Source organism: Rhodopseudomonas parapalustris (assembly GCF_053772255.1).
Genome location: NZ_JAMKBZ010000001.1, coordinates 203,640 through 224,263, shown reverse-complemented (window position 1 = coordinate 224,263; position 20,624 = coordinate 203,640). Strand labels below are relative to the sequence as shown.

Below are 20,624 nucleotides of genomic sequence, written 5' to 3'. Positions count from 1 at the left end.
GGCGCGATTTGGGGCAGTGCTATGGTCAATCCGGACTTGGGGACGCACAGAGCGAGTCGCCCGGCCGCTAGGACCGGAACGATTTCCGCACTGCGTCAGTGGGACACTTTACTTATGAAGTTCAGCCGGCAAACCACGCTGCGTTCGCAAGCAACGGTAACGGGCGTAGGTGTTCATTCGGGCCGTCCTGTGACTCTGACGTTGGGACCCGCAGATGTCGATGCGGGTTTTCTTTTTGTCCGGACCGGACTTGAGGGCGCCGATCGCGAGATCAAGGCGACGTCGAAATCGGTCGTTGCCACCGAGCTGGCGACGGTTTTGGGTGACAGCGACGGACCGCTGGTTTCCACCGCCGAACATGTTCTCTCCGCGCTGCGCGGCATGGGCGTCGACAACGCCACGATCGAAGTCGACGGCCCCGAAGTTCCGATTATGGACGGCAGCGCCGCTCCGTTCGTCGCCGCCATCGATCAGGCCGGTCTCCGCGAACAGACCGCCCCCCGCCGTTACCTTCAAGTTCTCAAGCCGGTGTCTGCCGCGATCGGCGAATCGCTCGGCGAGTTTCGCCCCTATGCCGCCGGCTTCCGCGTCGAGGTCGAAATCGACTTCACTAACCCGCAGATCGGCAAGCAGAAATATGCGCTGGCCGTCGAGCCGGAAATGTTCCGCCGCGAGGTGTCGCGGGCCCGCACTTTCGGCCGGATGAGCGACGTCGCCCGGCTGTGGAAGATGGGCTACGCGCTCGGTGCCTCGTTCGAGAACTCGGTGGTGTTCGACGACGACCGGCTGCTGAACCCGGAAGGCCTGCGCTATTCCGACGAATGCGCCCGCCACAAGGCGCTGGATGCGATCGGCGACCTCGCGCTCGCCGGCCTGCCGATCCTCGGCGCCTATCGCTCGGTGCGCGGCGGCCACAAGCTCAACCACACCGCTCTGACCACTCTGCTGGCCGATCGCAGTGCCTGGCGGGTGATCGAAGCCGAGCCGGTGCGCCGCGCGGTGCGCGGTCACGCCGAAGCCGTCACCGGTCTAGTCGGCGGCATGGTCGCCCCGGCCTACGGCCCGGACGTGTCCTGAGCGCAACAGGCGCCAGCAGCTTTTCCACATCGTTGCCGCCGGTTAACCGATTGGGCCGGCCGCCTTATTCCGGGCGAATTGGCTGCTTACCCGGTTGGTGAAGTCGCCTTTTTCGGCTAAACAGCCGGCGGTTGTCTCGACGCTTCCGGCTCAGGTCGATGGCTGCGGGCCATCGCCGCCTCAACTGAAAGCCGGGGCACACCGTTCTCCATTGGTCGGGTTGGAATTGATGTCGGTACAGCGGATCGCGCTCGGACTGCGGAACGGGGAAACTTCGCGCAGGCTCGATCGCCTGCGGCGCGGCCTTCCGATGATCTTCAGCCTGATGGCGTTGTCGCTGCCGCTCGGTGGTTGCGGCACCGGCGCGATTTGGGACAAGTTCCTGGCCAAAGACGACAAGATGGTCGATGAGCCGGCGGACAAGCTCTACAACGAGGGCTTGTACCTGATGAACAAGGACAAGGACACCAAGGGCGCCGCCAAGAAGTTCGAGGAAGTCGATCGCCAGCACCCGTATTCGGATTGGGCGCGCAAGTCGCTGTTGATGTCCGCCTACGCTTATTATCAGGCCGGCGACTACGATAGCTGCATCGGCGCCGCCACCCGCTACGTCACGCTGCATCCCGGCAGCCCGGACGCTGCCTATGCGCAGTATCTGATCGCGGCGTCGAATTACGACCAGATCCCGGACATCTCGCGCGACCAGGGCCGCACCGAAAAGGCGATCGCGGCGCTCGAAGAGGTGATCCGCAAATATCCGACCTCCGAATACGCCACCAGCGCCAAGCAGAAGCTGGAAGGCGCCCGCGACCAGCTCGCCGGCAAGGAGATGGATATCGGCCGCTATTACATGAGCAAGCGCGACTACGCCGCCGCGATCAACCGCTTCAAGACCGTGGTGACGCGCTATCAGACCACCCGCCATGTCGAAGAAGCGCTGGCGCGGCTGACCGAGGCCTATATGGCGATCGGCATCGTCGGCGAGGCGCAGACCGCCGCCGCCGTACTTGGCCACAATTTTCCTGACAGCAAATGGTACAAAGACGCCTACACTCTTGTAAAGTCGGGCGGACTCGAACCGACCGAGAACAAGGGCTCCTGGATCTCTAGGTCGTTCAAGAAACTCGGCCTCGGATAGGACCTGTCTGCCATGCTGGCGCGCCTTTCGATCCGCGATATCGTGTTGATCGAGCGGCTCGATATCGAATTCTCCCGTGGGCTTGCGGTGCTGACCGGCGAAACCGGCGCCGGGAAATCGATTCTGCTTGATGCCTTCGCCCTGGCGCTGGGCGGTCGGGGCGATGCGGCGTTGGTCCGGCACGGCGCCGAACATGGCCAGGTTACCGCCAGTTTCGATGTCGCCAGGACCCATCCGGCGTTCGCGATCCTGAAAGCCAACGGCCTCGACGACCGTGAGGTCGACGAATCCGGCGAGCTGATCCTGCGCCGCGTCCAGCTCGCCGACGGCCGTACCCGCGCCTTCATCAACGACCAGTCGGTCAGCGTGCAGACCCTGAAAGCGGTCGGCGCGACGCTGGTCGAGATCCACGGCCAGCACGACGAGCGGGCGCTGGTCGATGCGGCGACGCATCGCCGGCTGCTCGATGCCTTCGCCGGCCTCGACAAGGACGTTGGCGCGCTCGAGACGCTGTGGGACGGCCGCCGCACCGCGCGTGCCGCGCTCGATGCCCACCGCGCCGGGATGGAGCGCGCCGCGCGCGAGGCCGACTATCTGCGCCACGCCGCCGATGAGTTGAAACAGCTCGCGCCGCAGGACGGCGAGGAGACCTCGCTGGCCGAGCGCCGCGCCACCATGATGCAGGGCGAGAAGATCGCTGCGGATCTGCGTGAGGCGCAGGAGGCGGTCGGCGGGCATCATTCGCCGGTGGCTTCGCTCGCCGCGGCGGTGCGCCGGCTGGAGCGCCGCGCCGGCTCCGCACCGCAATTGGTCGAGCCGGCGGTGAAGGCGATCGACGCCGCCATCAATGCGCTGGAAGAGGCCGACCAGCTTCTCAATGCGGCGCTGGCGGCGGCGGATTTCGATCCCTTGGAGCTGGAGCGGATCGAGGAGCGGCTGTTCGCGCTGCGCGCCGCCGCCCGCAAGTATTCGACGCCGGTGGATTCGCTCGCCGCGCTGGCGGCGCAATACGTCGCCGACGTCGCGCTGATCGATGCCGGCGCCGATCAGCTCGTGGTGCTGGAGAAGGCGGCGGCCGAGGCCGACGCCCGCTACGATGCGGCGGCGGCGAAGCTGTCGGCGGCGCGCGCCAAGGCTGCCGACAAGCTCAACAAGGCGGTCGGTGCCGAGCTGGCGCCGCTCAAGCTCGAACGCGCCAAGTTCATGACCCAGGTCGAGGCCGATGCCGCAGCTCCAGGGCCGCAGGGCATCGACCGGGTCGAGTTCTGGGTGCAGACCAATCCGGGTACGCGGCCGGGGCCGTTGATGAAGGTCGCCTCCGGCGGCGAGCTGTCGCGCTTCCTGCTGGCGCTGAAGGTGGTGCTGTCCGACAAGGGCTCGGCACCGACCTTGGTGTTCGACGAGATCGACACCGGCGTCGGCGGCGCGGTCGCGGATGCGATCGGCGCCCGGCTGGCGCGGCTGGCATCGAAGGTCCAGGTGATGGCCGTGACCCACGCTCCCCAGGTCGCGGCCCGCGCCGACCAGCATCTGCTGATCTCGAAAGCCGCTCTCGACAAGGGCAAACGCGTGGCCACCCGCGTCGCCGCGCTGGAACAAGACCACCGCCGCGAAGAAATCGCCCGCATGCTGGCCGGCGCCGAGATCACCGCCGAGGCGAGGGCCGCGGCCGACCGGCTGATCAAGGCTGCGGGGTAGGGCGCACGGCGTTCGTCGCTGCGGCCGAGATTCCGGGGAGAGGTCAGCCGCCCCACAACGTCATTCCGGGGCGCTCGCGCAGCGAGCGAACCCGGAATCCCGAGGCTCAGGGCACCCTGTCTCAGCCTACCGCGCGATCGTCTCGAATAGATCGTCCCACCCGGGATTGTCCCGCTCGATCAACGCCACTTTCCAGGCCCGCCGCCACTTCTTGATCTCCTTTTCCCGGGTGATGGCGGCAATCGGGTCGTCGTGGATTTCGAACCACACCAGTCTGACGATGTTGTATTTCGACGTGAAACCCGGCACGGCTTTGGTGCGATGCTCATAAGCCCGGCGGACGAGATCGTTGGTGACGCCGACATACAGCGCACCGTCTTTCCGGCTGGCGAGCAGGTAGACATAATAGGCCACCGGCGCCTCGCGCGCGGCGAGATTCCGGGTTCGCTTGCGTGCCGCAAGCGCCCCGGAATGACTCGCGGTGAACTCAGTAAGTTAGCCCCAAGGTCATTCCGGGGCGCGAGCGTGAGCTCGCGAACCCGGAATCTCAAGTGCAAAAAATGACTGTGAAGAAAAATCTCGCCCCCGACGTCGCCACCCTCACCAAAGCGAAAGCCAAGGTGGAGCTGATGCGGCTTCGCCTCGTGATCGAGGGCCACGACAAGGCGTACTATCAGGACGACGCGCCCAAGATTTCGGACGCCGACTACGACGCGTTGCGGCGGCGGTTGGAGGCGATCGAGCAGAAGTTTCCCGAACTGGTGAGCGCGTCGTCGCCGACCCAGACGGTTGGCGCCGCGCCGGCGCGCGGCTTCGCCAAGGTTCAGCACGCGGTGCCGATGCTGTCGCTCGGCAACGCGTTTGCCGACGACGAGGTGACCGAATTCGCCCTGCGCGTGCAGCGCTTTCTCAAGCTCGACGCCGTGCCGGCGATCGTTGCAGAGCCGAAGATCGACGGCCTGTCGCTGTCGCTGCGCTATGAGCATGGCGAGCTGGTGCGCGCGGCGACGCGCGGTGACGGATTCACCGGCGAGGACGTCACCGCCAATGTCCGCACCATCGCCGACGTGCCGAATACGCTGAAGGGCAAGCACATCCCCGCCGCCTGCGAGCTGCGCGGCGAGGTCTACATGCTGAAGCAGGACTTCCTCGCGCTCAACAAGCGCCAGGAGGAGGCCGGCGAGACCGTATTCGCCAATCCGCGCAACTCCGCCGCGGGCTCGCTGCGGCAGAAGGACGTGGAGGTCACCCGGTCGCGGCCGCTGAAGTTCTTCGCTTACGCGTGGGGCGAGATGAGCGACTATCCGATGGAGGAGCCGACCCAGCACAAGATGCTGCAATGGCTCGCTCACGCCGGCTTCGTGGTTAATCCCGAGATCACGCTCTGCCACAGCGTCGAGGATGCGCTCGCGTTCTATCGCCGGATCGGCGAGAAGCGGGCGTCGCTGCCTTATGACATCGACGGCGTTGTCTATAAGGTCGACCGCCTTGACTATCAGGAGCGGCTCGGCTTCGTGTCGCGCTCGCCGCGCTGGGCGATCGCGCATAAATTCGCCGCCGAGCAGGCGACGACCGTGCTGGAGAAGATCGACATTCAGGTCGGCCGGACCGGCGCGCTCACTCCGGTGGCACGGCTGCAGCCGGTGACGGTCGGCGGCGTGGTGGTGCAGAACGCGACGCTGCACAATGAGGACTACATCAAGGGCATCGGCAATGATGGCGAGCCGATCCGCGACGGCGTCGACATCCGCGAAGGCGACACCGTGGTGGTGCAGCGCGCTGGCGACGTGATCCCGCAGATCGTCAGCGTGGTGATGGAGAAGCGGCCCGCTGTTGCCGAGCCCTATCACTTCCCGCACAAGTGCCCGGTGTGCGGCAGCCACGCGGTGCGCGAAGAGGGCGAGGCGGTGTGGCGCTGTACCGGCGCGCTGATCTGCCCGGCGCAGGCGGTGGAAAGGCTGAAGCACTTCGTGTCGCGGTTGGCCTTCGATATCGACGGGCTCGGCGAAAAACAGATCGAGCTGTTCCACGAGCGCGGCTGGGTGCAGGAGCCCGCCGATATCTTCACGCTGAAGGCGCGCAATGCCGAACTGAAGCTCGAACAGCTCGAAGGCTACGGCGAGACCTCGGTGCGCAACCTGTTCGCGGCGATCGACGCGCGGCGCACGATCGAGCTGCACCGGCTGATCTTCGCGCTCGGCATCCGCCATGTCGGCGAGGGCAACGCCAAGCTGCTGGCGCGGCACTACGGCACGCTCGATGCGTTCCTGACCGCGATGCGCGCCGCCGCCGACGCGCAGACCGAGGAAGGCAACACGTCGGAAGCCTATCAGGATCTCGACAACATCGCCGGCATCGGCGACGTGGTGGCTGAAGCGGTGGTCGAGTTCTTCGCCGAGGAGCGCAACGTCAAGGCGCTCGATGCGCTGCTCGCCGAACTCACCGAGGTGCTGCCGGCCGAGCAGGCGCGGCGCGACACCGCGGTCGCCGGCAAGACCGTGGTGTTCACCGGCTCGCTCTCGAAATTCACCCGCGACGAAGCCAAGGCCGCGGCGGAGCGGTTGGGCGCCAAGGTCGCCGGCTCGGTGTCGAAGAAGACCGACTACGTCGTCGCCGGCGAAGACGCCGGCTCGAAACTGACGAAGGCGAAAGACCTCGGCGTCACCGTGCTGACTGAAGACGAGTGGCTGGCGCTGATCGGGGGCTGACCCCGTCATTCCGGGACGCGCGGAACGCGCGAACCCGGAATCCGGAGGTGTTCTGTCGATCGAGATTCCGGGTTCGCTCACTTCGTGAGCGCCCCGGAATGACTCGTTGGGACGCTTTGATTTGACCGCGTGAGTCTCTTGAAGACTGGGCCCTCCGCCTGCGCGCGGAAGACAACGTCGGAAGACGATCGCCTACACCAGCGTCTCTTCTTCCGCCTTCTCGATCAGTTCCTCGGTTGCGATCAGGTTGCGGCGCGGCACCAGGAAGATCATCGCCGAGGCGCAGGCGAGTGCCGTTCCGAAGATCGCGATGTTGAGCGGCAACGGCGTCGCGAAATGGCCGCCGAGCCAGGCGCCGAACTGTGAACACAGCGAACCGAACCCGAATTGGGTGAAGCCCATCAGACCGGATGCGGTGCCGGCGGCCTGCGGGCGGATGCTGATCGCGCCCGCGGCGGCGTTGGCCATCACCGCGGCGTTGCCGAACATGATGATCATGTGGGTGCCGAACAGCCAGCTCGGCACCTGATTCCAGCCGAGCACGCCCCAGGCCAGATTCAGCAGCGCGCCGGCGATCTGCAGGCCGAGGCCGAACCAGATCAGCCGGTCGAGCGAGTGCCGCGGCGAGAATTTCACGCAGAACACGTTGCCCATCAGATAGGCGAAGCCGGAGCTGGCGAACCATGCACCGTACTCGGCGCTGCTGCGGCCCATCTGCGTCACCACGACGTAGGGGCCGCCGCCGGCGAAGATGAAGATGATCGCCGACGCCAGCACCTGGCACAGCACGTAGCCGATGAAGGCGCGGCTGCCGAACAGGCTGCGGAGGTCGCTGCGGAAGCCGCCGCGCTGCGCGGCGGGCGCGCTGCGGCGGCTCGTCTCCGGCAGCGCCAGCGTGATCGCGGCGGCGACGACGATCGCCCCGGCAGTGACGGCGTAGAAGATCGCGCGCCATCCGAACGCGGTTTCGATGACGCCGCCGGCAAGCGGGCTCAGCATCTGCGCGATCATCATCACGGCGATCACGAGGCTGAGCATGCCGCCGACGCGGTCGCGGCTGTAGAGGTCGCGGATGATGGCGCGGCTGATCACCATGCCCGAGGCGCCGCCGAGCGCCTGCAGGAAGCGCAAAGCGATCAGTTGCGGCAGCGTCTGTGCGAAGATGCAGCCAATGCTGGCCGCGACCATCATCGCCAGCCCGCCGAGCAGCACCGGGCGGCGGCCGAACCGGTCGGACAACGGCCCCATGATCAACTGCGAGCAGGCCAGCCCGACCATGTAGAGCGACACCGTCATCTGCGCGACCGAGATGTCGCTGGAAAAATCGCTCGCCAGCACCGGCAGTGCCGGCACGAAGATGTACAGCGCGATCGGCGCCGCACCATTCATCAGCACCAGCAGCAGGAGCAGCAGCTTCGACGGCGGCAGGTCGCGCCGGCTGGCGTCGATCGTTGCGTATCTGCCGACGATTCCGTGCATGCGAGATCTGTTCCCGACGGGCCTGCCGTGGCGAAGGATGTGCGCTGGTGGTTCGACTGTAGCCTGCCCGGGCAATGCCAACAGGCGGTTTTTCGGCATAAGGCTATGCGGAGGGCGGGCGAGGGTGGGTCGGCCATGGGGCCGCACAGGCCTCGGACCGGTGATATAGGCGCGCAGACTCTCAACCTGTCATTCCGGGGCGCGCGCAGAGACTCTCGTTTGTCATTCCGGGGCGCCGCGAAGCGGCGAGCCCGGAATCTATATCCCCTGGCGTCTATGATGGAGGAGGGCAGTGCAGCCGCTGTGCTTTATCGCGAGTCCAGGGGCTATGGATTCCGGGCTCACGCGCTATGCGCGTGCCCCGGAATGACTCGGGGAAAGGTCGGTGCTCACCGCTTCAGGCGCTCAGGCCTCCAACGGTGCCGTCGCAGCGTCCAGCCAGAGTTGAGTCGGGCCGTCGAGGTGGGGGCGGACTAGGTCGCGGACGCGGGCGTGGTAGGCGTCGAGCCAGCTCCGCTCTTCGGCGCTGAGCATCGCGACGTCGATCAGCCGGCGGTCGATCGGTGCCAGCGTCAGGGCCTCGAAGCCGTTCATCGGCTTCTCGGCGCCGTCGATCTGTTTCTCGACCACCAGTTCGAGATTCTCGATGCGGATGCCGTAGCTGTCGGTCTTGTAGTAGCCGGGCTCGTTGGAGAGGATCATGCCGCGCCTCAGCGGCGTGGTGCCGAGCTTGGAGATCCGCGCCGGGCCCTCGTGCACCGACAGATAGCTGCCGACGCCGTGGCCGGTGCCGTGCTCGAAATCGATCCCGGCCTGCCAAAGAAACTGCCGCGCCAGCGTGTCGAGCTGCGCGCCGGTGGTGCCGTCGGGAAACACCGCGCGGGCGATCGCCAGATGGCCGCGCAGGACGCGGGTGAAGCGGTCGCGCATCTCGGCCGACGGCTCGCCGACCGCAATGGTGCGGGTGACGTCGGTGGTGCCGTCCTGATACTGCGCGCCGGAATCGATCAGCAGCAGATCGCCGGGCTGGATCCGCCGGTTGCTCTTGCGGGTGACGCGATAATGCACGATCGCGCCGTTCGGGCCGGTGCCGGAGATGGTCGGGAACGACACGTCCTTCAGCGCGCCGGTGTCGCGGCGGAACGTCTCCAGCGCTTCGACCGCGTCGATCTCGGTCAGGGTGCCCTTCGGCGCCTCCGCATCGATGAAGGCGAGGAAGCGCGCCAGCGCCACCGCGTCGCGGCGATGCGCGGCGCGGGTGCCGTCGATCTCGGCGTTGTTCTTGACGGCCTTGAGCAGCGCCACCGGATCGGCGCCGCGCAGCGGCTTGCCGCCGGCCTCCTTGATCAGCCGGGTCAGCGCATCGGCCGCGGTGGCGCTGTCGAGCGCGATGGCCGCGCCGGTCTTGGCCAGCTCGCGCAGCATCGGCGCCAGCGCGGCGGGCTCGGCGACCTCGGCGGTCTGCTCGAGATGATCGCGCACACTGTTCGACAGCTTGCGGCCGTCGATGAAGATGGTGGGGCGGCCGTGCTTCGGCAGGAGCGCGTAGGACAGCGGCAGCGGCGTATGCGAGACGTCGGCGCCGCGGATGTTGAAGGTCCAGGCCACCGCGTGGGAATCCGACAGCACCAGCGCGTCGGCCTTCAGCCGCGACAGCTCGTCGTTGATGCGGGCGAGCTTGCTGGTCTCGCTCTCGCCGGAGAATTCCATGCCGTGGACGCTGACCGGTCCGAGCGGCGCCGCGGGGCGTTCGCTCCACACCGCATCGATCGGATTGCCATCGACCGCCACCAGCTCGGCGCCGGCCTTGGCGCAGGCGGCCTGCATCCGCTCGACTGCTGAAGACGTGTGCAGCCACGGATCAAATCCGAGGCGGTCGCCGGCTTTCAGATGAGTCTCCAGCCAGTGTTCCGGCGGCGGCTCGATCAGCGACTCGATGCTCCAGGCGTTGCCGTCGACCTGCTTGGCGGCCTGCAAGGTGTAGCGGCCATCGACGAACAGCGCGGCCTGATCGATCAGCACGTAGGCCAGACCGGCCGATCCGGTGAAGCCGGTGAGCCACGCCAAGCGTTCTTCGGACGGCGGCACATATTCGTTTTGTTGCTGATCGGCGCGGGGAATTGCAAATCCGGTAAGCTTGCGCCGCAGCAGCTCTTCGCGGAACGCCGACAGCCGCGCGGTGAGCGCGACTCCGATCTCGGGATCCTCGAAGCTCTGGAAATGCGACTCGAACATAGCGGCTGCTCCCTCGACCTGTTGCGCTCGGCGCACGCGATATGCAAAGCTGTGCTTATGGCACGAGTTATGCTTGATTTATCGGGCCTGCAAGAGACGGGCGGTGGCGCGGGGGTGCTGCTGCCAACGCTCCGACAACGCATCCGGGACGATCCCGGGAGTGTCTCAACTCAATGACGAGGTGATACACCATGCCTGTTTTCACATTCGAGAAGATTGCTCCGCCGGTTCGTCCGGGCGTTTCCCCGGTCAACGTCGAGCCGAAACAAGAGCCCACGCGCGGCGTGATCGTCCGCATGCTCGACCGCTTCGTTGAACACGCGGTGAAGCGCAGCACCCCGAAGGGCGACGCCCACAGCCGCTTCCCCGACAAGCCAGCGCGCTGAACGCTTGGTTTGGTTCGCGCCGGCTGGCGCATTACGTCAGAACGTCTTCACCAGCAGCAGGCTGCTCCAGCCTTCGATCACCAGCTGCCGCAGCAGCACGCAGCCGCGGGCCCGATACGCGGCGATCACGCTCTGCGCCTGCGGCTGCAGCAGCCCCGACAGGATCACCAGCGCGCCCGGCGCCAGATGTTCGCTCATCGGCTGGGCCAGGGTGCGCAGCGGGTTGGCGAGGATGTTCGCCAGCACCAGATCGAACGGCGCGTGCGCGGCGAACACCGGCGAGGCGAACCCGGTCGCCCACTCTGCCTGCACCAGATTGCCGACGCCGTTGAGCCGCGCGTTCTCGCGCGCGACCGCGACCGACTGCTTGTCGATGTCGGTGGCCAGCACGGTGTGACGCAGCGCCTTGGCGGCCGCGATCGCCAGCACGCCGGTGCCGGTGCCGAGATCGAGCACGCGCTGCGGCGGGCCGGCGCGCAGCACCAAGTCGAGCAGCGTCAGGCAGCCGCGGGTGGTGCCGTGATGGCCGGTGCCGAACGCGAGCGCGGCTTCGATCTCGATGCCGAGCTTGTTGGCCGGCACCCGATCACGATCATGACTGCCATGGACGACGAAGCGGCCGGCCGGCACCGGCACCAGCCCTTCCAGGCTCGCCGCGACCCAGTCCTTGGCCGCCACGGACTCGACGCTGATCGCCTGCGCGGCCTCGGGGCCTGCGGCCTGCGCCACCAGCTCGCGGATGTGGTCGAGGTTCGGCTGCTCGCCGAAATGCAGCGCGACCTCCCAGCTCCGGTCCGGCCGCTCGAACGCCGCGATCGCCATTTCGGCTTCGTCGAAGCACTCGCCGAGCAGGTCCGTGACGCGGCGGGCAGTGTCCTCGTCGCCGAGCACGAAGCTGGCGCGGACGGTGGGGGCGGGATCAGTCATGGCGGGTCCGAAGGTTGGCAGCGAGAGGCGGCTGAAGCGAAGCATCAACACGGCGTCCACAGCTTCTGCGCCGGAAATGCACAGCTTGTCCATGACTTATGCACGGGGTTGAATCCGCAAGATTCACCGGGTTTCCACAGCCTTCACGCAACTTGTCGACAGACTCGTGCACAGCTTGACGAATAGGCGCCAAGTCCATGGGCGCGGGGCAGAAAACGGCTCGCGGACGCGGTGGTCGACGCGTTCGCCACAGGGCGTGATCCGCCTCTCTGCGAAAATGCGCGCCATCCCGCCGCGGCAAGGGAACCGGTTCGATATCAGGTGCGTTTCAAGTTTTGGTTGTGAGGGTCATCGTGTCGCCTTGATCTCTGGCGAATGCGTTCGTGTGCTGAGCCGCAGCTTGAATCACAGCGCCGCCAGCACCCGATCCCAACAGCGAACGTGAGGTGCGATGATCAAGGCCAACGAAGTTCCATTTGCGACCGTCACCCGCCGCCGGGGAATGTCCGCGATTGTAGCCGTTTCAGCCTTGCTCGCACCGGCCGGTACGCCGTCGGCATTCGCGAACGACAAGGGCGGCATCACGCCCGTGGCGTTCCCGGTCGGCCAGCCGCCCATTCCCGCGGGCGTCGACTGCGCCACGGTGCGATACTACGTAAGCGAGCACGGCCGCGCCAAGTCGATCGCCTGGGCGATCAAGAACGGCTACAGCTGGGCCCAGATCGCCGAAGCCAAGCGCTGCCTGCGCGGCTGAGACGCGGCCTTCAGGGCCAATCTCACCAACAGGTTTTCCACAGCTTATCCACAGACTTGTCCCCAGCTTCATCCGCGGCTTACGAACAAGCTGCGGTGGTCGCTGAGGATCGCTGCGGCTGCATTGTGGCCGGGGGCGCCGGTGACGCCGCCGCCGGGGTGGGCGCCGCTGCCGCAGTGGTAGAGGCCCTTGAGCGGGCCGCGATAGTCGGCATGGCCGAGTAGTGGGCGGGCCGAGAACAGCTGGTTCAGGCTGAGGGCGCCGTGGAAGATGTCGCCGCCGACGAGCCCGAATTCGCGCTCGAGATCGAGCGGCGACAGGATCTGGAGGCCGAGCACGCTGGCGGCGAAGCCGGGGGCGTAGCGGTCGACGGTCGCGATCATCAGGTCGGCAACCTCGTCGCGATGATCGTCCCAGGAGGCGCCGTCCGGCAGTTCCGGGGCGACGTGCTGGCAGAACAGGCTGGCGACGTGCTGGCTGGTCGGGGCGAGGCTGTCGTCGAGCGTCGATGGGATCAGCATCTCGACCACCGGCTCGCGGCTCCAGCCGTGGGCGCGGGCGTCGGAATAGGCACGGTCCATGTAGGGCAGGCTCGGCGCGATGATGATGCCGGCAGTGAGGTGGTCACCGTCGCCGGGCAGCGCGGTGAACGACGGCAGCTTCGCCAGCGCGACGTTCATCCGGAAGGTACCGGAGCCGGTCTTCCAATGCTGCATCCGCCGCCGGATATCGTCGGGCAGGGCATCCGCCGGGAGCAGGCGGGTGTAGAGCAGCTTCGGGTTGACGTTGGACGCAATGAAGCGGGCGCGCAGCGTGCGGCCGTCGTCGAGGCTGACGCCGACCACGCGATCCTTCTCCACCAGAACCTCGCGCACACCGGCGGAGGTTTCGATCTCGGCACCGGCGGCACGGGCCGACGCGGCCATCGCTTGGGTGATCGCGCCCATACCGCCGACCGCGTGGCCCCAGACGCCCTTCTTACCATTCACCTCGCCGAAGGCGTGATGCAGCATCACATAGGCCGAGCCGGCGGCGTAGGGACTGGCGTAGTTGCCGACGATGGCGTCGAAGCCGAACAGCGCCTTGACCAGATCGTGCTCGAACCGCGCGTCGAGCATTTCGCCGGCCGAGCAGGTGAACAGATCGAGCAGCAGCCGCTGCTGCTCCATCGTCAGCGCGCGCAGACGGTTGGCAGTGCCGAGCGCGTTCAGGCTCTCGCGGATTGCGGGCAGACCGAACTGCCCCACCAGATTGGGCGGGGCGCGGAGCACGAAATGCCGCAGCACGTCGGCGATGGTTTCGAGCTCGGCCGCGAAGGCGCCGAATGCAGCGGCATCATGCGGGCTGAGCCGCGCCAGCGAAGCTGCGGTATGGTTCGCGCCGGTGAGAAGATACTGGCCGCCCAGTGCGGGCAGGAAATTCTGCGCCTTGCGCTCGACGATTCTGAGGCCGTGCGCATGCAGCTTCAGGTCGGCGATCACTTTCGGATTGAGCAGGCTGACCGTGTAGGCCGCGACCGAATTGCGGAAGCCGGGATGAAACTCCTGCGTGACCGCCGCGCCGCCGACGACGCTGCGGCGCTCCACCACCTTCACTTTCAGCCCGGCGCGCGCCAGATAGGCCGCGCAAGTGAGGCCGTTGTGGCCGGCACCGATGATCAAGACGTCGGAATCGGACATCGGACGTTTCCCGGACCGGGTGTGACAGAGGCGTTCGCGGCTGGTTTTGCCATTGTTCACAGAGCGACGCTAGGATGCGGCGCGTCACGGGCCCGCCGGAATTGACTGCCAGGCGGACGATGTCGAGCGTCCGCCGCGGCGGACAGCAGCAGGAGCCGCCATGACCGAGACGATGTCCGCCGCCGCGAGCCGGATCAACCCGGCGCGCGACCGTCAGATCCTGATCGTCTATACCACCGCGATCTTCGTCAGCGCATTGCTGCTGTTCTCGGTGCAGCCGCTGTTCACCAAGATGGTGCTGCCGCGGCTCGGCGGCTCACCGGCAGTGTGGTCGGTGGCGATGGTGTTCTTCCAGTCGCTGCTGCTCGCCGGCTACGCCTATGCGCATGGTCTGAGCCGGTTTACCGATCGCCGGGTGCCGGTCGTGGTGCATCTGGTGGTGCTGGTCGCGGCGCTGCTGACGCTGCCGCTCGCGATCGCCTCCGGCTGGGGTACGCCGCCGTCGAGCGGCTATGCGATCTGGCTGCTCGGACTGTTCGCGGTGTCGATCGGCCTGCCGTTCTTCGCGCTCGCCGCCAACAATCCGCTGCTGCAGACGTGGTTCGTTCGTACCGGCCATCCCGACGGCCGCGATCCGTACTTTCTGTACGCCGCCTCCAATATCGGCAGCTTCTTGGCGCTGTTGTCCTATCCGGTGCTGCTCGAGCCGCTGCTGACGCTGCGGCTACAGAATATCGTCTGGACCGCCGGCTACGGCGTGCTGATCCTGCTGATCGCCGGCTGCGGCGTGCTGTTGCTGCGCGCGCCGGCAACCGCCGCCGCGGAGGTGATTGCCGACGACACCGACGCGCCGGCGCCGTCATGGCTGACCGTGGGGCGCTGGGTGTTTCTCGCCGCGGTGCCGTCCGGCCTGCTGATCGCCGTCACCGCGCACATCTCCACCGACGTCGCCGCGGCGCCGCTGCTGTGGGTGCTGCCGCTGTCGCTGTATCTGCTCACCTGGGTGCTGGTGTTTCAGTCCCGTCCGCTGTTGCCGCACAAATGGATGCTGGCGCTGCAGCCGATCGCGATCGCGGTGATCATCGTGCTGCTGGCCTATTCGGCCTCCGAGCACAATCTGCTGCTGACGCTCGGCGGTCATCTGGTCTGCTTCTTCATCATCGCGATGGCCTGCCACGGCGAGCTGGCGCGGACCCGGCCGCCGGCGCGCTATCTCACCGGCTTCTATGTGGCGCTGTCGTTCGGCGGCATGGTCGGCGGTCTGTTCGCCGGGCTGGTGGCGCCTTACACCTTCTCGTGGATCGCCGAATATCCGATCCTGCTGGCGCTAGCCGTGCTGTGCCGGCCGCAGGCGCCGGAGCGCGTGCCGCAATGGTCGCTGCGGCTCTGGCTGCTGATCGCGGCGCTGGCGACGGTGCTGATCGCCTCGGCATTCACCGACGGCAAGCTGCACGACTGGTTCATGACCAACCGCGTGCTGGTGATCGGCGACGTCGCCGCGTTCGCGGCGGTGATCGCACTGGCGCTGCGCGCCGGCCCCGCCAAGCTGCTGGCCACCGTCGCGCTGGCGCTGCTGCTGATCCGGCTGTATCCGGCCGACGACGGCCGGGTCGAAACGGTGCGCAGCTTCTTCGGCGTGCACAAGATTCAGGTGACCTCGGACGGCCGCTTCCATGTGCTGCTGCACGGCACCACGATCCACGGCGCCGAGCGGGTGCGCAACGACGACGGCACGCCGGTGACCGGGCGGCCGGAGCCGATCTCGTACTATCACAAGGACGGCGGTATCGGGCAGGCGATCACCGCGATCCGCGAGCGCAAGGGCGGCCCGATCCGCGTCGCAGTGATCGGGCTTGGCTCGGGCACGCTGACCTGCGCGGCGGCACCGGACGAGCATTGGCGGTTCTTCGAGATCGACCAGTCGATGATCGACACCGCGCGCGACCCGAAATATTTCAGCTTCGTCAGCAAATGCGCGCCGGACCTCGCTCCGGTGGTCGGCGACGCGCGGCTGACCTTCGCCCACGAGCCGGACGGCACCTACGACCTGATCATCGTCGATGCCTATTCGTCGGACGCCATCCCGATCCACCTCGCCACCCGCGAGGCGATGGCGATCTACAAGGCCAAGCTGGCGCCGCAGGGCGCGGTGCTGATGCACGTCTCCAACCGCCACCTCGAACTGTCGAGCGTGGCGGTCGGCATCGCCGACGCCAACGGGTTGAAGAGCTGGACCGCCTCGCGGGACGCTGGCCGCGATGCCGAATACATCTTCGCCACTTCGGTGGTGATTTCGGCGCGGGACGCTGGGGACGTCGGCAAGCTCGCCGGCAACGACGACTGGACCCTGACCACGCCGCGCGCCGACGACCGGGTGTGGACCGACGATTATTCCAATGTGCTCGGCGCGGTGTGGCGCCGGCTGCGCGACGGCGAAGACTAGGCAAAGCAAAACGCGCGGCCGGAGGAGGCCGCGCGTTCGAATGGATCAGTCGTTGCCCGGTTCAGTAGGCCGAGTAACCGCTATAGCCGCCGTCATCATAACCGCGCGGCTGGTAGTAGCGCCGCGGCGCGTAATCCCGCGCGGCGTAGGAGTCGTTCTCGACATAGCCGTATTGGGGCGGGGCGACACGGCGATAGCCGGGAGGCGCCGGGTAGCGGCGGTCGCCATAGCTGCCGTCGGCCGGATAGATATAGCCGTCGTCGGCGACCTGCGGCTGCACCACCCGCGGCTGGGCGGGCGCCAGCTCGACCGGCGCACCGGCGGAGTCATAGGCCGGTGCCGGGGCCGGTTCGGCGCGGGCCACGGCGCTGCCGGGCTTGGTCTTCAGCCGCGCCAGCGCCACCCGCGACGAACCGGTCAGCGTGACGGTGGTGTTCAGCACGCCTTCCTTCTCGACCAGCGCGTAAAGCGTCGCGGCGTTGGCGCGCGACAGCCGCACGCAGCCGTGAGACACCGGCACGCCGAGCTTGCCGGCCGCATCGGTGCCGTGGATCGCGTGACCCTGCTTGGTGAAGAAGATCGAATGCGGCATCGGCGCGTCGTCGAACTCCTTCGAATAATGGTCGGCTTCCATCCGGAAGGTCTGGAATTTGCCATTGGGGGTTTCGTGCGACGGATTGCCGGTCGACACCGGCCAGCGGTAGCGCTCGACGCCGTCGACCGCGACGGAGAGTTGCTGATTGTCCTTGTCGACCGTGATGGCGACTTTCGCCTGCGCGGCACTCGACAGCGTCAGCAGGATCAGGCCGGTGAGAGAAACGAGATACGAACGCATGGTGTTGGCCTCCTGGCCAGATCCTTCACTGCCTTGCCGCCCACGGTAATATGCATAGCGGTCGCGATGGTTTCCAGTCGCGGCTGCGACACAACGGCAAAACCTTCGGCATCGTTAAGAGGACTTCCGCGACTCCGGCGGCAGCATCAAGACACCGACGCGGCGGAATCTCGGCGAAACGGGAACTCAATGCGCGTTCAGGGGTTAGTGTGGCGCATCATCTACGCCCGGCCTTCTGCCGGACGCTTCAATCCGGAGGGACATCAATGAAGATCACAGCCAATGCGCGGGCCATTCGCACGGGGCAAACGCCGATGAAGGCGCTGTTCGCGGCTGCCGCTCTGGCGCTCGCCATGCTGGCGATCCCGACCGCGGGTCATTCGCAGGGTATCGTTCGCGGCGCCGAGCAGGGCGCGCGGGAAGGCAATCGCGCGGCTGGTCCGGTTGGCGGCGTGGTCGGCGGCGCGATCGGTGCCGGCGTCGGCGGCGCGGTCGGTGCGGTGAACGGCGTGCTCGGCCTGCCCAATAACGGCCCGCGCTACCGCTATCACCGCGGCCATCGCTGTAAGGGCTACTATACCCGGAGCGGTCATTTCCGTTGCTACCGTCGCCGCTGAGGCGCACAGGTCTGATGTCACGAGGCGCGGCCGGTTGGCCGCGCCTTTCGTTTGTGTCGGTGGCTTGAGAGCGAGGCGGGCCGCGCTCAGGCCTTCAGGCGATAGCCGGTCTTGAAGATCCACCACACGATCGCCAGGCAGACGAGCAGGAAGCCGAAAGTGGCGGCGAGGCTGACCCCGACATTGACGTCCGCGATCTCGAAGAAGCTCCAGCGGAAGCCGGACACCAGATACACCACCGGATTGAACAGCGCGATCGTCTGCCAGAGCGGCGGGAGCATCGAGATCGAATAGAAGCTGCCGCCGAGGAAGGTGAGCGGCGTGATGATCAACAGCGGCACCACCTGCAGCTTCTCGAAGCCGTCGGCCCAGATGCCGATGATGAAGCCCAGCAGGCTGAACGCCACCGAGGTCAGTACCAGGAAGCCGAACATCCACACCGGATGGGCGATGTGCAGCGGCACGAACAGGCCGGCGGTGGCCAGGATGATCAGGCCGAGAATGATCGACTTGCTGGCGGCGGCGCCGACATAGCCGACCGCGATCTCCAGAAACGACACCGGCGCCGACAGGATCTCGTAGATGGTGCCGGTGAATTTCGGAAAATAGATGCCGAACGAGGCGTTGGCGACGCTCTGCGTCAGTACGCTGAGCATGATCAGGCCGGGCACGATGAAGCTGCCGTAATTGACGCCTTCGACCTGGTCGATCCGCGAGCCGATCGCGGCGCCGAATACGATGAAATACAGCGAGGTCGACAGCACCGGCGACACGATGCTCTGCATCAGCGTGCGCCAGGTCCGCGCCATTTCGAACAGATAGATTGCGCGGATTGCTCGCCAGTTCATGCTCACGCCCTCACCAGGCTGACGAAGATCTCCTCCAGCGAGCTCTGGCTGGTGTCGAGATCGTGGAAACGGATGCCGGCGGCGCGGACGTCGCCGAGCAGCGCGGTGATGCCGGTGTGTTCGGCGCGGGTGTCGTAGGTGTAGATCAGCTTGTTATGGTCGTCCGACAGCGCCAGATCGTAGGCGGCGAGCTGCGGCGGCACGGTGTCGATCGGGGCGTCGAGATGCAGCTCGAGCTGCTTCTTGCCGAGCTTCTGCATCAGCGCCGACTTCTCGTCGACCAGGATCAGCTCGCCGTGGTTGATGACGCCGACGCGGTCGGCCATCTCCTCGGCTTCCTCAATGTAATGCGTGGTCAGGATGATGGTGACGCCGGTCGCCTTCAGCGCCCGGACCACCTCCCACATTCCCTTGCGCAGCTCGACGTCGACGCCGGCGGTCGGCTCGTCGAGAAACAGGATTTGCGGTTCGTGGCTGAGCGCTTTCGCAATCATCACCCGGCGCTTCATGCCGCCCGACAGCGTGATGATCTTAGAGTCCTTGCGGTCCCACAGCGACAGGTCGCGCAGCACTTTCTCGATGTGCGCCGGGTTCTTCGGCTTACCGAATAGACCGCGGGAGAAGCTCACCGTATCCCACACCGACTCGAATGCGTCGGTGTGCAGCTCCTGCGGCACCAGTCCGATCAGCTCGCGCGCCGCCCGATAGTCGGTGATGATGTCGTGGCCGTCGACCGTCACCGTACCGTCAGTCGGATTGACCAGCCCGCAGATCGTGCCGATCAGCGTGGTCTTGCCGGCGCCGTTCGGCCCGAGCAGCGCGAAAATCTCGCCGCCCATGATGTCGAGGTTGACCCCGTTCAGCGCCTTGCGCCCGGTGCCGTAGGTCTTGCTCAGATTCTGGACGGAAATGATCGGGGCCATGCGGGCTCGTAAGTGTCGGGCGCAGGAAAAGGGCGGAACGCAGCCGGAACGTGCGGGCGGCTTACATAAGGATGGCCGAGCGCGGACGCAACCGACGGGACAAACAGGCCGGGGAGGGGAAAAATTTCGTGTCGCGGCTTGGTGCGCCGAACCTCATCGCGTCGGTGCTTCGTGGCATCGCCCCGCACCGCGTCATTGCGAGAAGGCGAAGCCGACGAAGCAATCTAGAGATCCAGAGCACTGAGTTTCTGGATTGCTTCGCGGAGCCTGTCATCGGGCGGCGCTGCGCGCCGACCCGTTGGCTCGCAATGACGGGGGGAGACGTTGGTGCGATCACTCTGCCGCGTGGGCGCGGCTCGGTGTTTCGATCAGCGCGACGATGTAGTTCTGGATGTCGTCGGCGACGTCAGGATCGGCCTTCAGTTCGGTCAGCGAGCGCGGCTTGGGCAGCGGCTTGCCGTCTTGCTCGACCTGCGCGAGGTACAGCTCCAGCGCCTCGGGCGCATTGCGCAGCGCGTCGTCGAGATCGTCGCCCGCGGAGACGCAGCCGGGCAGGTCCGGAAACCACACCCCGACCGCCACGTCCGGCCCGGCGTCTTCGATGATGGCGATGTAGTGGGTCATGGCCGACCTCAATCCGGCTCCCAGCCTGCGCCCTTATAGATGACACGGACCAAGCCTTTTCCCAAGTCCTTCTTGGGGTGCGGCACGGTGACGATGTCCCGGCGCACGGGATGCTTGAAAACGTGATGCGATCCAGTGACGCGGACGCAAGTCCAGCCTTCACGTTCGAGACGTCGGATGACATCGCGGCTACTGGTGAGCATCGGGCGGTCGTCAGGTAATTAATTCAAACTGCAATGCCGCAGCCTACATC

18 protein-coding genes are annotated in these 20,624 nt (G+C 66.6%); 8 read left to right on the top strand and 10 right to left on the bottom strand.

The features are described 5' to 3' along the window. Positions 1–114 precede the first annotated feature (114 nt). From lpxC to recN, 3 genes are all read left to right on the top strand, one after another. A complete protein-coding gene (gene lpxC / locus M9H71_RS01095; protein WP_455403280.1) occupies positions 115–1,077 on the top strand; it encodes a UDP-3-O-acyl-N-acetylglucosamine deacetylase in 963 nt (320 codons plus the stop codon). A 229-nt stretch (positions 1,078–1,306) separates the two neighbouring features. Continuing rightward, positions 1,307–2,215: an outer membrane protein assembly factor BamD gene (locus M9H71_RS01090; protein ID WP_455403279.1), complete on the top strand. Its 909-nt coding sequence runs from the start codon at positions 1,307–1,309 to the stop codon at positions 2,213–2,215. A gap of 12 nt (positions 2,216–2,227) precedes the next feature. Next, positions 2,228–3,913 (top strand): DNA repair protein RecN, encoded by a 1,686-nt coding sequence (gene recN / locus M9H71_RS01085; protein WP_455403278.1) that lies wholly within the window; start codon positions 2,228–2,230, stop codon positions 3,911–3,913. Between the two features lie 126 nt (positions 3,914–4,039). Here the strand turns inward: recN and M9H71_RS01080 are convergent, their stop codons facing one another. Further along, a complete protein-coding gene (locus tag M9H71_RS01080; RefSeq protein ID WP_455403277.1) occupies positions 4,040–4,327 on the bottom strand; it encodes a GIY-YIG nuclease family protein in 288 nt (95 codons plus the stop codon). 146 nt (positions 4,328–4,473) lie between these two features. Here M9H71_RS01080 and ligA point away from each other — a divergent pair, with 146 nt between their 5' ends. After that, positions 4,474–6,621, top strand: coding sequence for an NAD-dependent DNA ligase LigA (gene ligA / locus M9H71_RS01075; RefSeq protein WP_455403276.1), 2,148 nt, complete (start codon positions 4,474–4,476; stop codon positions 6,619–6,621). Between the two features lie 192 nt (positions 6,622–6,813). Here ligA and M9H71_RS01070 read toward each other — a convergent pair whose 3' ends face one another. Next, a complete protein-coding gene (locus tag M9H71_RS01070; RefSeq protein ID WP_455403275.1) occupies positions 6,814–8,100 on the bottom strand; it encodes a multidrug effflux MFS transporter in 1,287 nt (428 codons plus the stop codon). 405 nt (positions 8,101–8,505) lie between these two features. Next, the gene (locus M9H71_RS01065) at positions 8,506–10,335 is read right to left on the bottom strand and encodes an aminopeptidase P family protein (RefSeq protein ID WP_455403274.1); all 1,830 of its coding nucleotides are present in this window, start codon (positions 10,333–10,335) and stop codon (positions 8,506–8,508) included. 191 nt (positions 10,336–10,526) lie between these two features. On the opposite strand from M9H71_RS01065, the gene M9H71_RS01060 reads away from it, so the two are divergent. Continuing rightward, positions 10,527–10,721 carry a hypothetical protein gene (locus tag M9H71_RS01060; protein ID WP_455403273.1) on the top strand — a complete coding sequence of 65 codons (195 nt, stop codon included), beginning with the start codon at positions 10,527–10,529 and terminating at the stop codon, positions 10,719–10,721. A gap of 36 nt (positions 10,722–10,757) precedes the next feature. Here M9H71_RS01060 and M9H71_RS01055 read toward each other — a convergent pair whose 3' ends face one another. After that, complete coding sequence (locus M9H71_RS01055) at positions 10,758–11,648, bottom strand: 50S ribosomal protein L11 methyltransferase (protein ID WP_455403272.1); 891 nt, start codon at positions 11,646–11,648, stop codon at positions 10,758–10,760. Between the two features lie 451 nt (positions 11,649–12,099). On the opposite strand from M9H71_RS01055, the gene M9H71_RS01050 reads away from it, so the two are divergent. Then, entirely contained in the window at positions 12,100–12,402 is a 303-nt protein-coding gene (locus tag M9H71_RS01050) for a hypothetical protein (RefSeq protein ID WP_455403271.1), read from the top strand. A gap of 68 nt (positions 12,403–12,470) precedes the next feature. Here M9H71_RS01050 and M9H71_RS01045 read toward each other — a convergent pair whose 3' ends face one another. Beyond that, a complete protein-coding gene (locus tag M9H71_RS01045) occupies positions 12,471–14,081 on the bottom strand; it encodes a phytoene desaturase family protein (RefSeq protein ID WP_455403270.1) in 1,611 nt (536 codons plus the stop codon). Between the two features lie 160 nt (positions 14,082–14,241). Between M9H71_RS01045 and M9H71_RS01040 the strand changes: the two genes are divergently transcribed. Next, positions 14,242–16,524 (top strand): spermidine synthase, encoded by a 2,283-nt coding sequence (locus M9H71_RS01040; RefSeq protein WP_455403269.1) that lies wholly within the window; start codon positions 14,242–14,244, stop codon positions 16,522–16,524. Positions 16,525–16,585: 61 nt separating this feature from the next. Here the strand turns inward: M9H71_RS01040 and M9H71_RS01035 are convergent, their stop codons facing one another. After that, complete coding sequence (locus M9H71_RS01035; RefSeq protein ID WP_455403268.1) at positions 16,586–17,359, bottom strand: L,D-transpeptidase; 774 nt, start codon at positions 17,357–17,359, stop codon at positions 16,586–16,588. A 266-nt stretch (positions 17,360–17,625) separates the two neighbouring features. Here M9H71_RS01035 and M9H71_RS01030 point away from each other — a divergent pair, with 266 nt between their 5' ends. Further along, positions 17,626–17,976, top strand: a complete 351-nt coding sequence (locus M9H71_RS01030; RefSeq protein ID WP_455403267.1) for a hypothetical protein — start codon at positions 17,626–17,628, stop codon at positions 17,974–17,976. A gap of 86 nt (positions 17,977–18,062) precedes the next feature. Here M9H71_RS01030 and M9H71_RS01025 read toward each other — a convergent pair whose 3' ends face one another. The 4 genes from M9H71_RS01025 to M9H71_RS01010 all read right to left on the bottom strand — a co-directional run bounded on the left by M9H71_RS01025 (position 18,063) and on the right by M9H71_RS01010 (position 20,574). Further along, positions 18,063–18,824 (bottom strand): ABC transporter permease, encoded by a 762-nt coding sequence (locus M9H71_RS01025; RefSeq protein ID WP_455403266.1) that lies wholly within the window; start codon positions 18,822–18,824, stop codon positions 18,063–18,065. A gap of 2 nt (positions 18,825–18,826) precedes the next feature. Next, a complete protein-coding gene (locus tag M9H71_RS01020; protein WP_455403265.1) occupies positions 18,827–19,747 on the bottom strand; it encodes an ABC transporter ATP-binding protein in 921 nt (306 codons plus the stop codon). A 333-nt stretch (positions 19,748–20,080) separates the two neighbouring features. Continuing rightward, positions 20,081–20,371, bottom strand: coding sequence for a type II toxin-antitoxin system HicB family antitoxin (locus M9H71_RS01015; RefSeq protein ID WP_415216996.1), 291 nt, complete (start codon positions 20,369–20,371; stop codon positions 20,081–20,083). 8 nt (positions 20,372–20,379) lie between these two features. Further along, positions 20,380–20,574 (bottom strand): type II toxin-antitoxin system HicA family toxin, encoded by a 195-nt coding sequence (locus M9H71_RS01010; RefSeq protein ID WP_455403264.1) that lies wholly within the window; start codon positions 20,572–20,574, stop codon positions 20,380–20,382. Between the last annotated feature and the right edge of the window lie 50 nt (positions 20,575–20,624).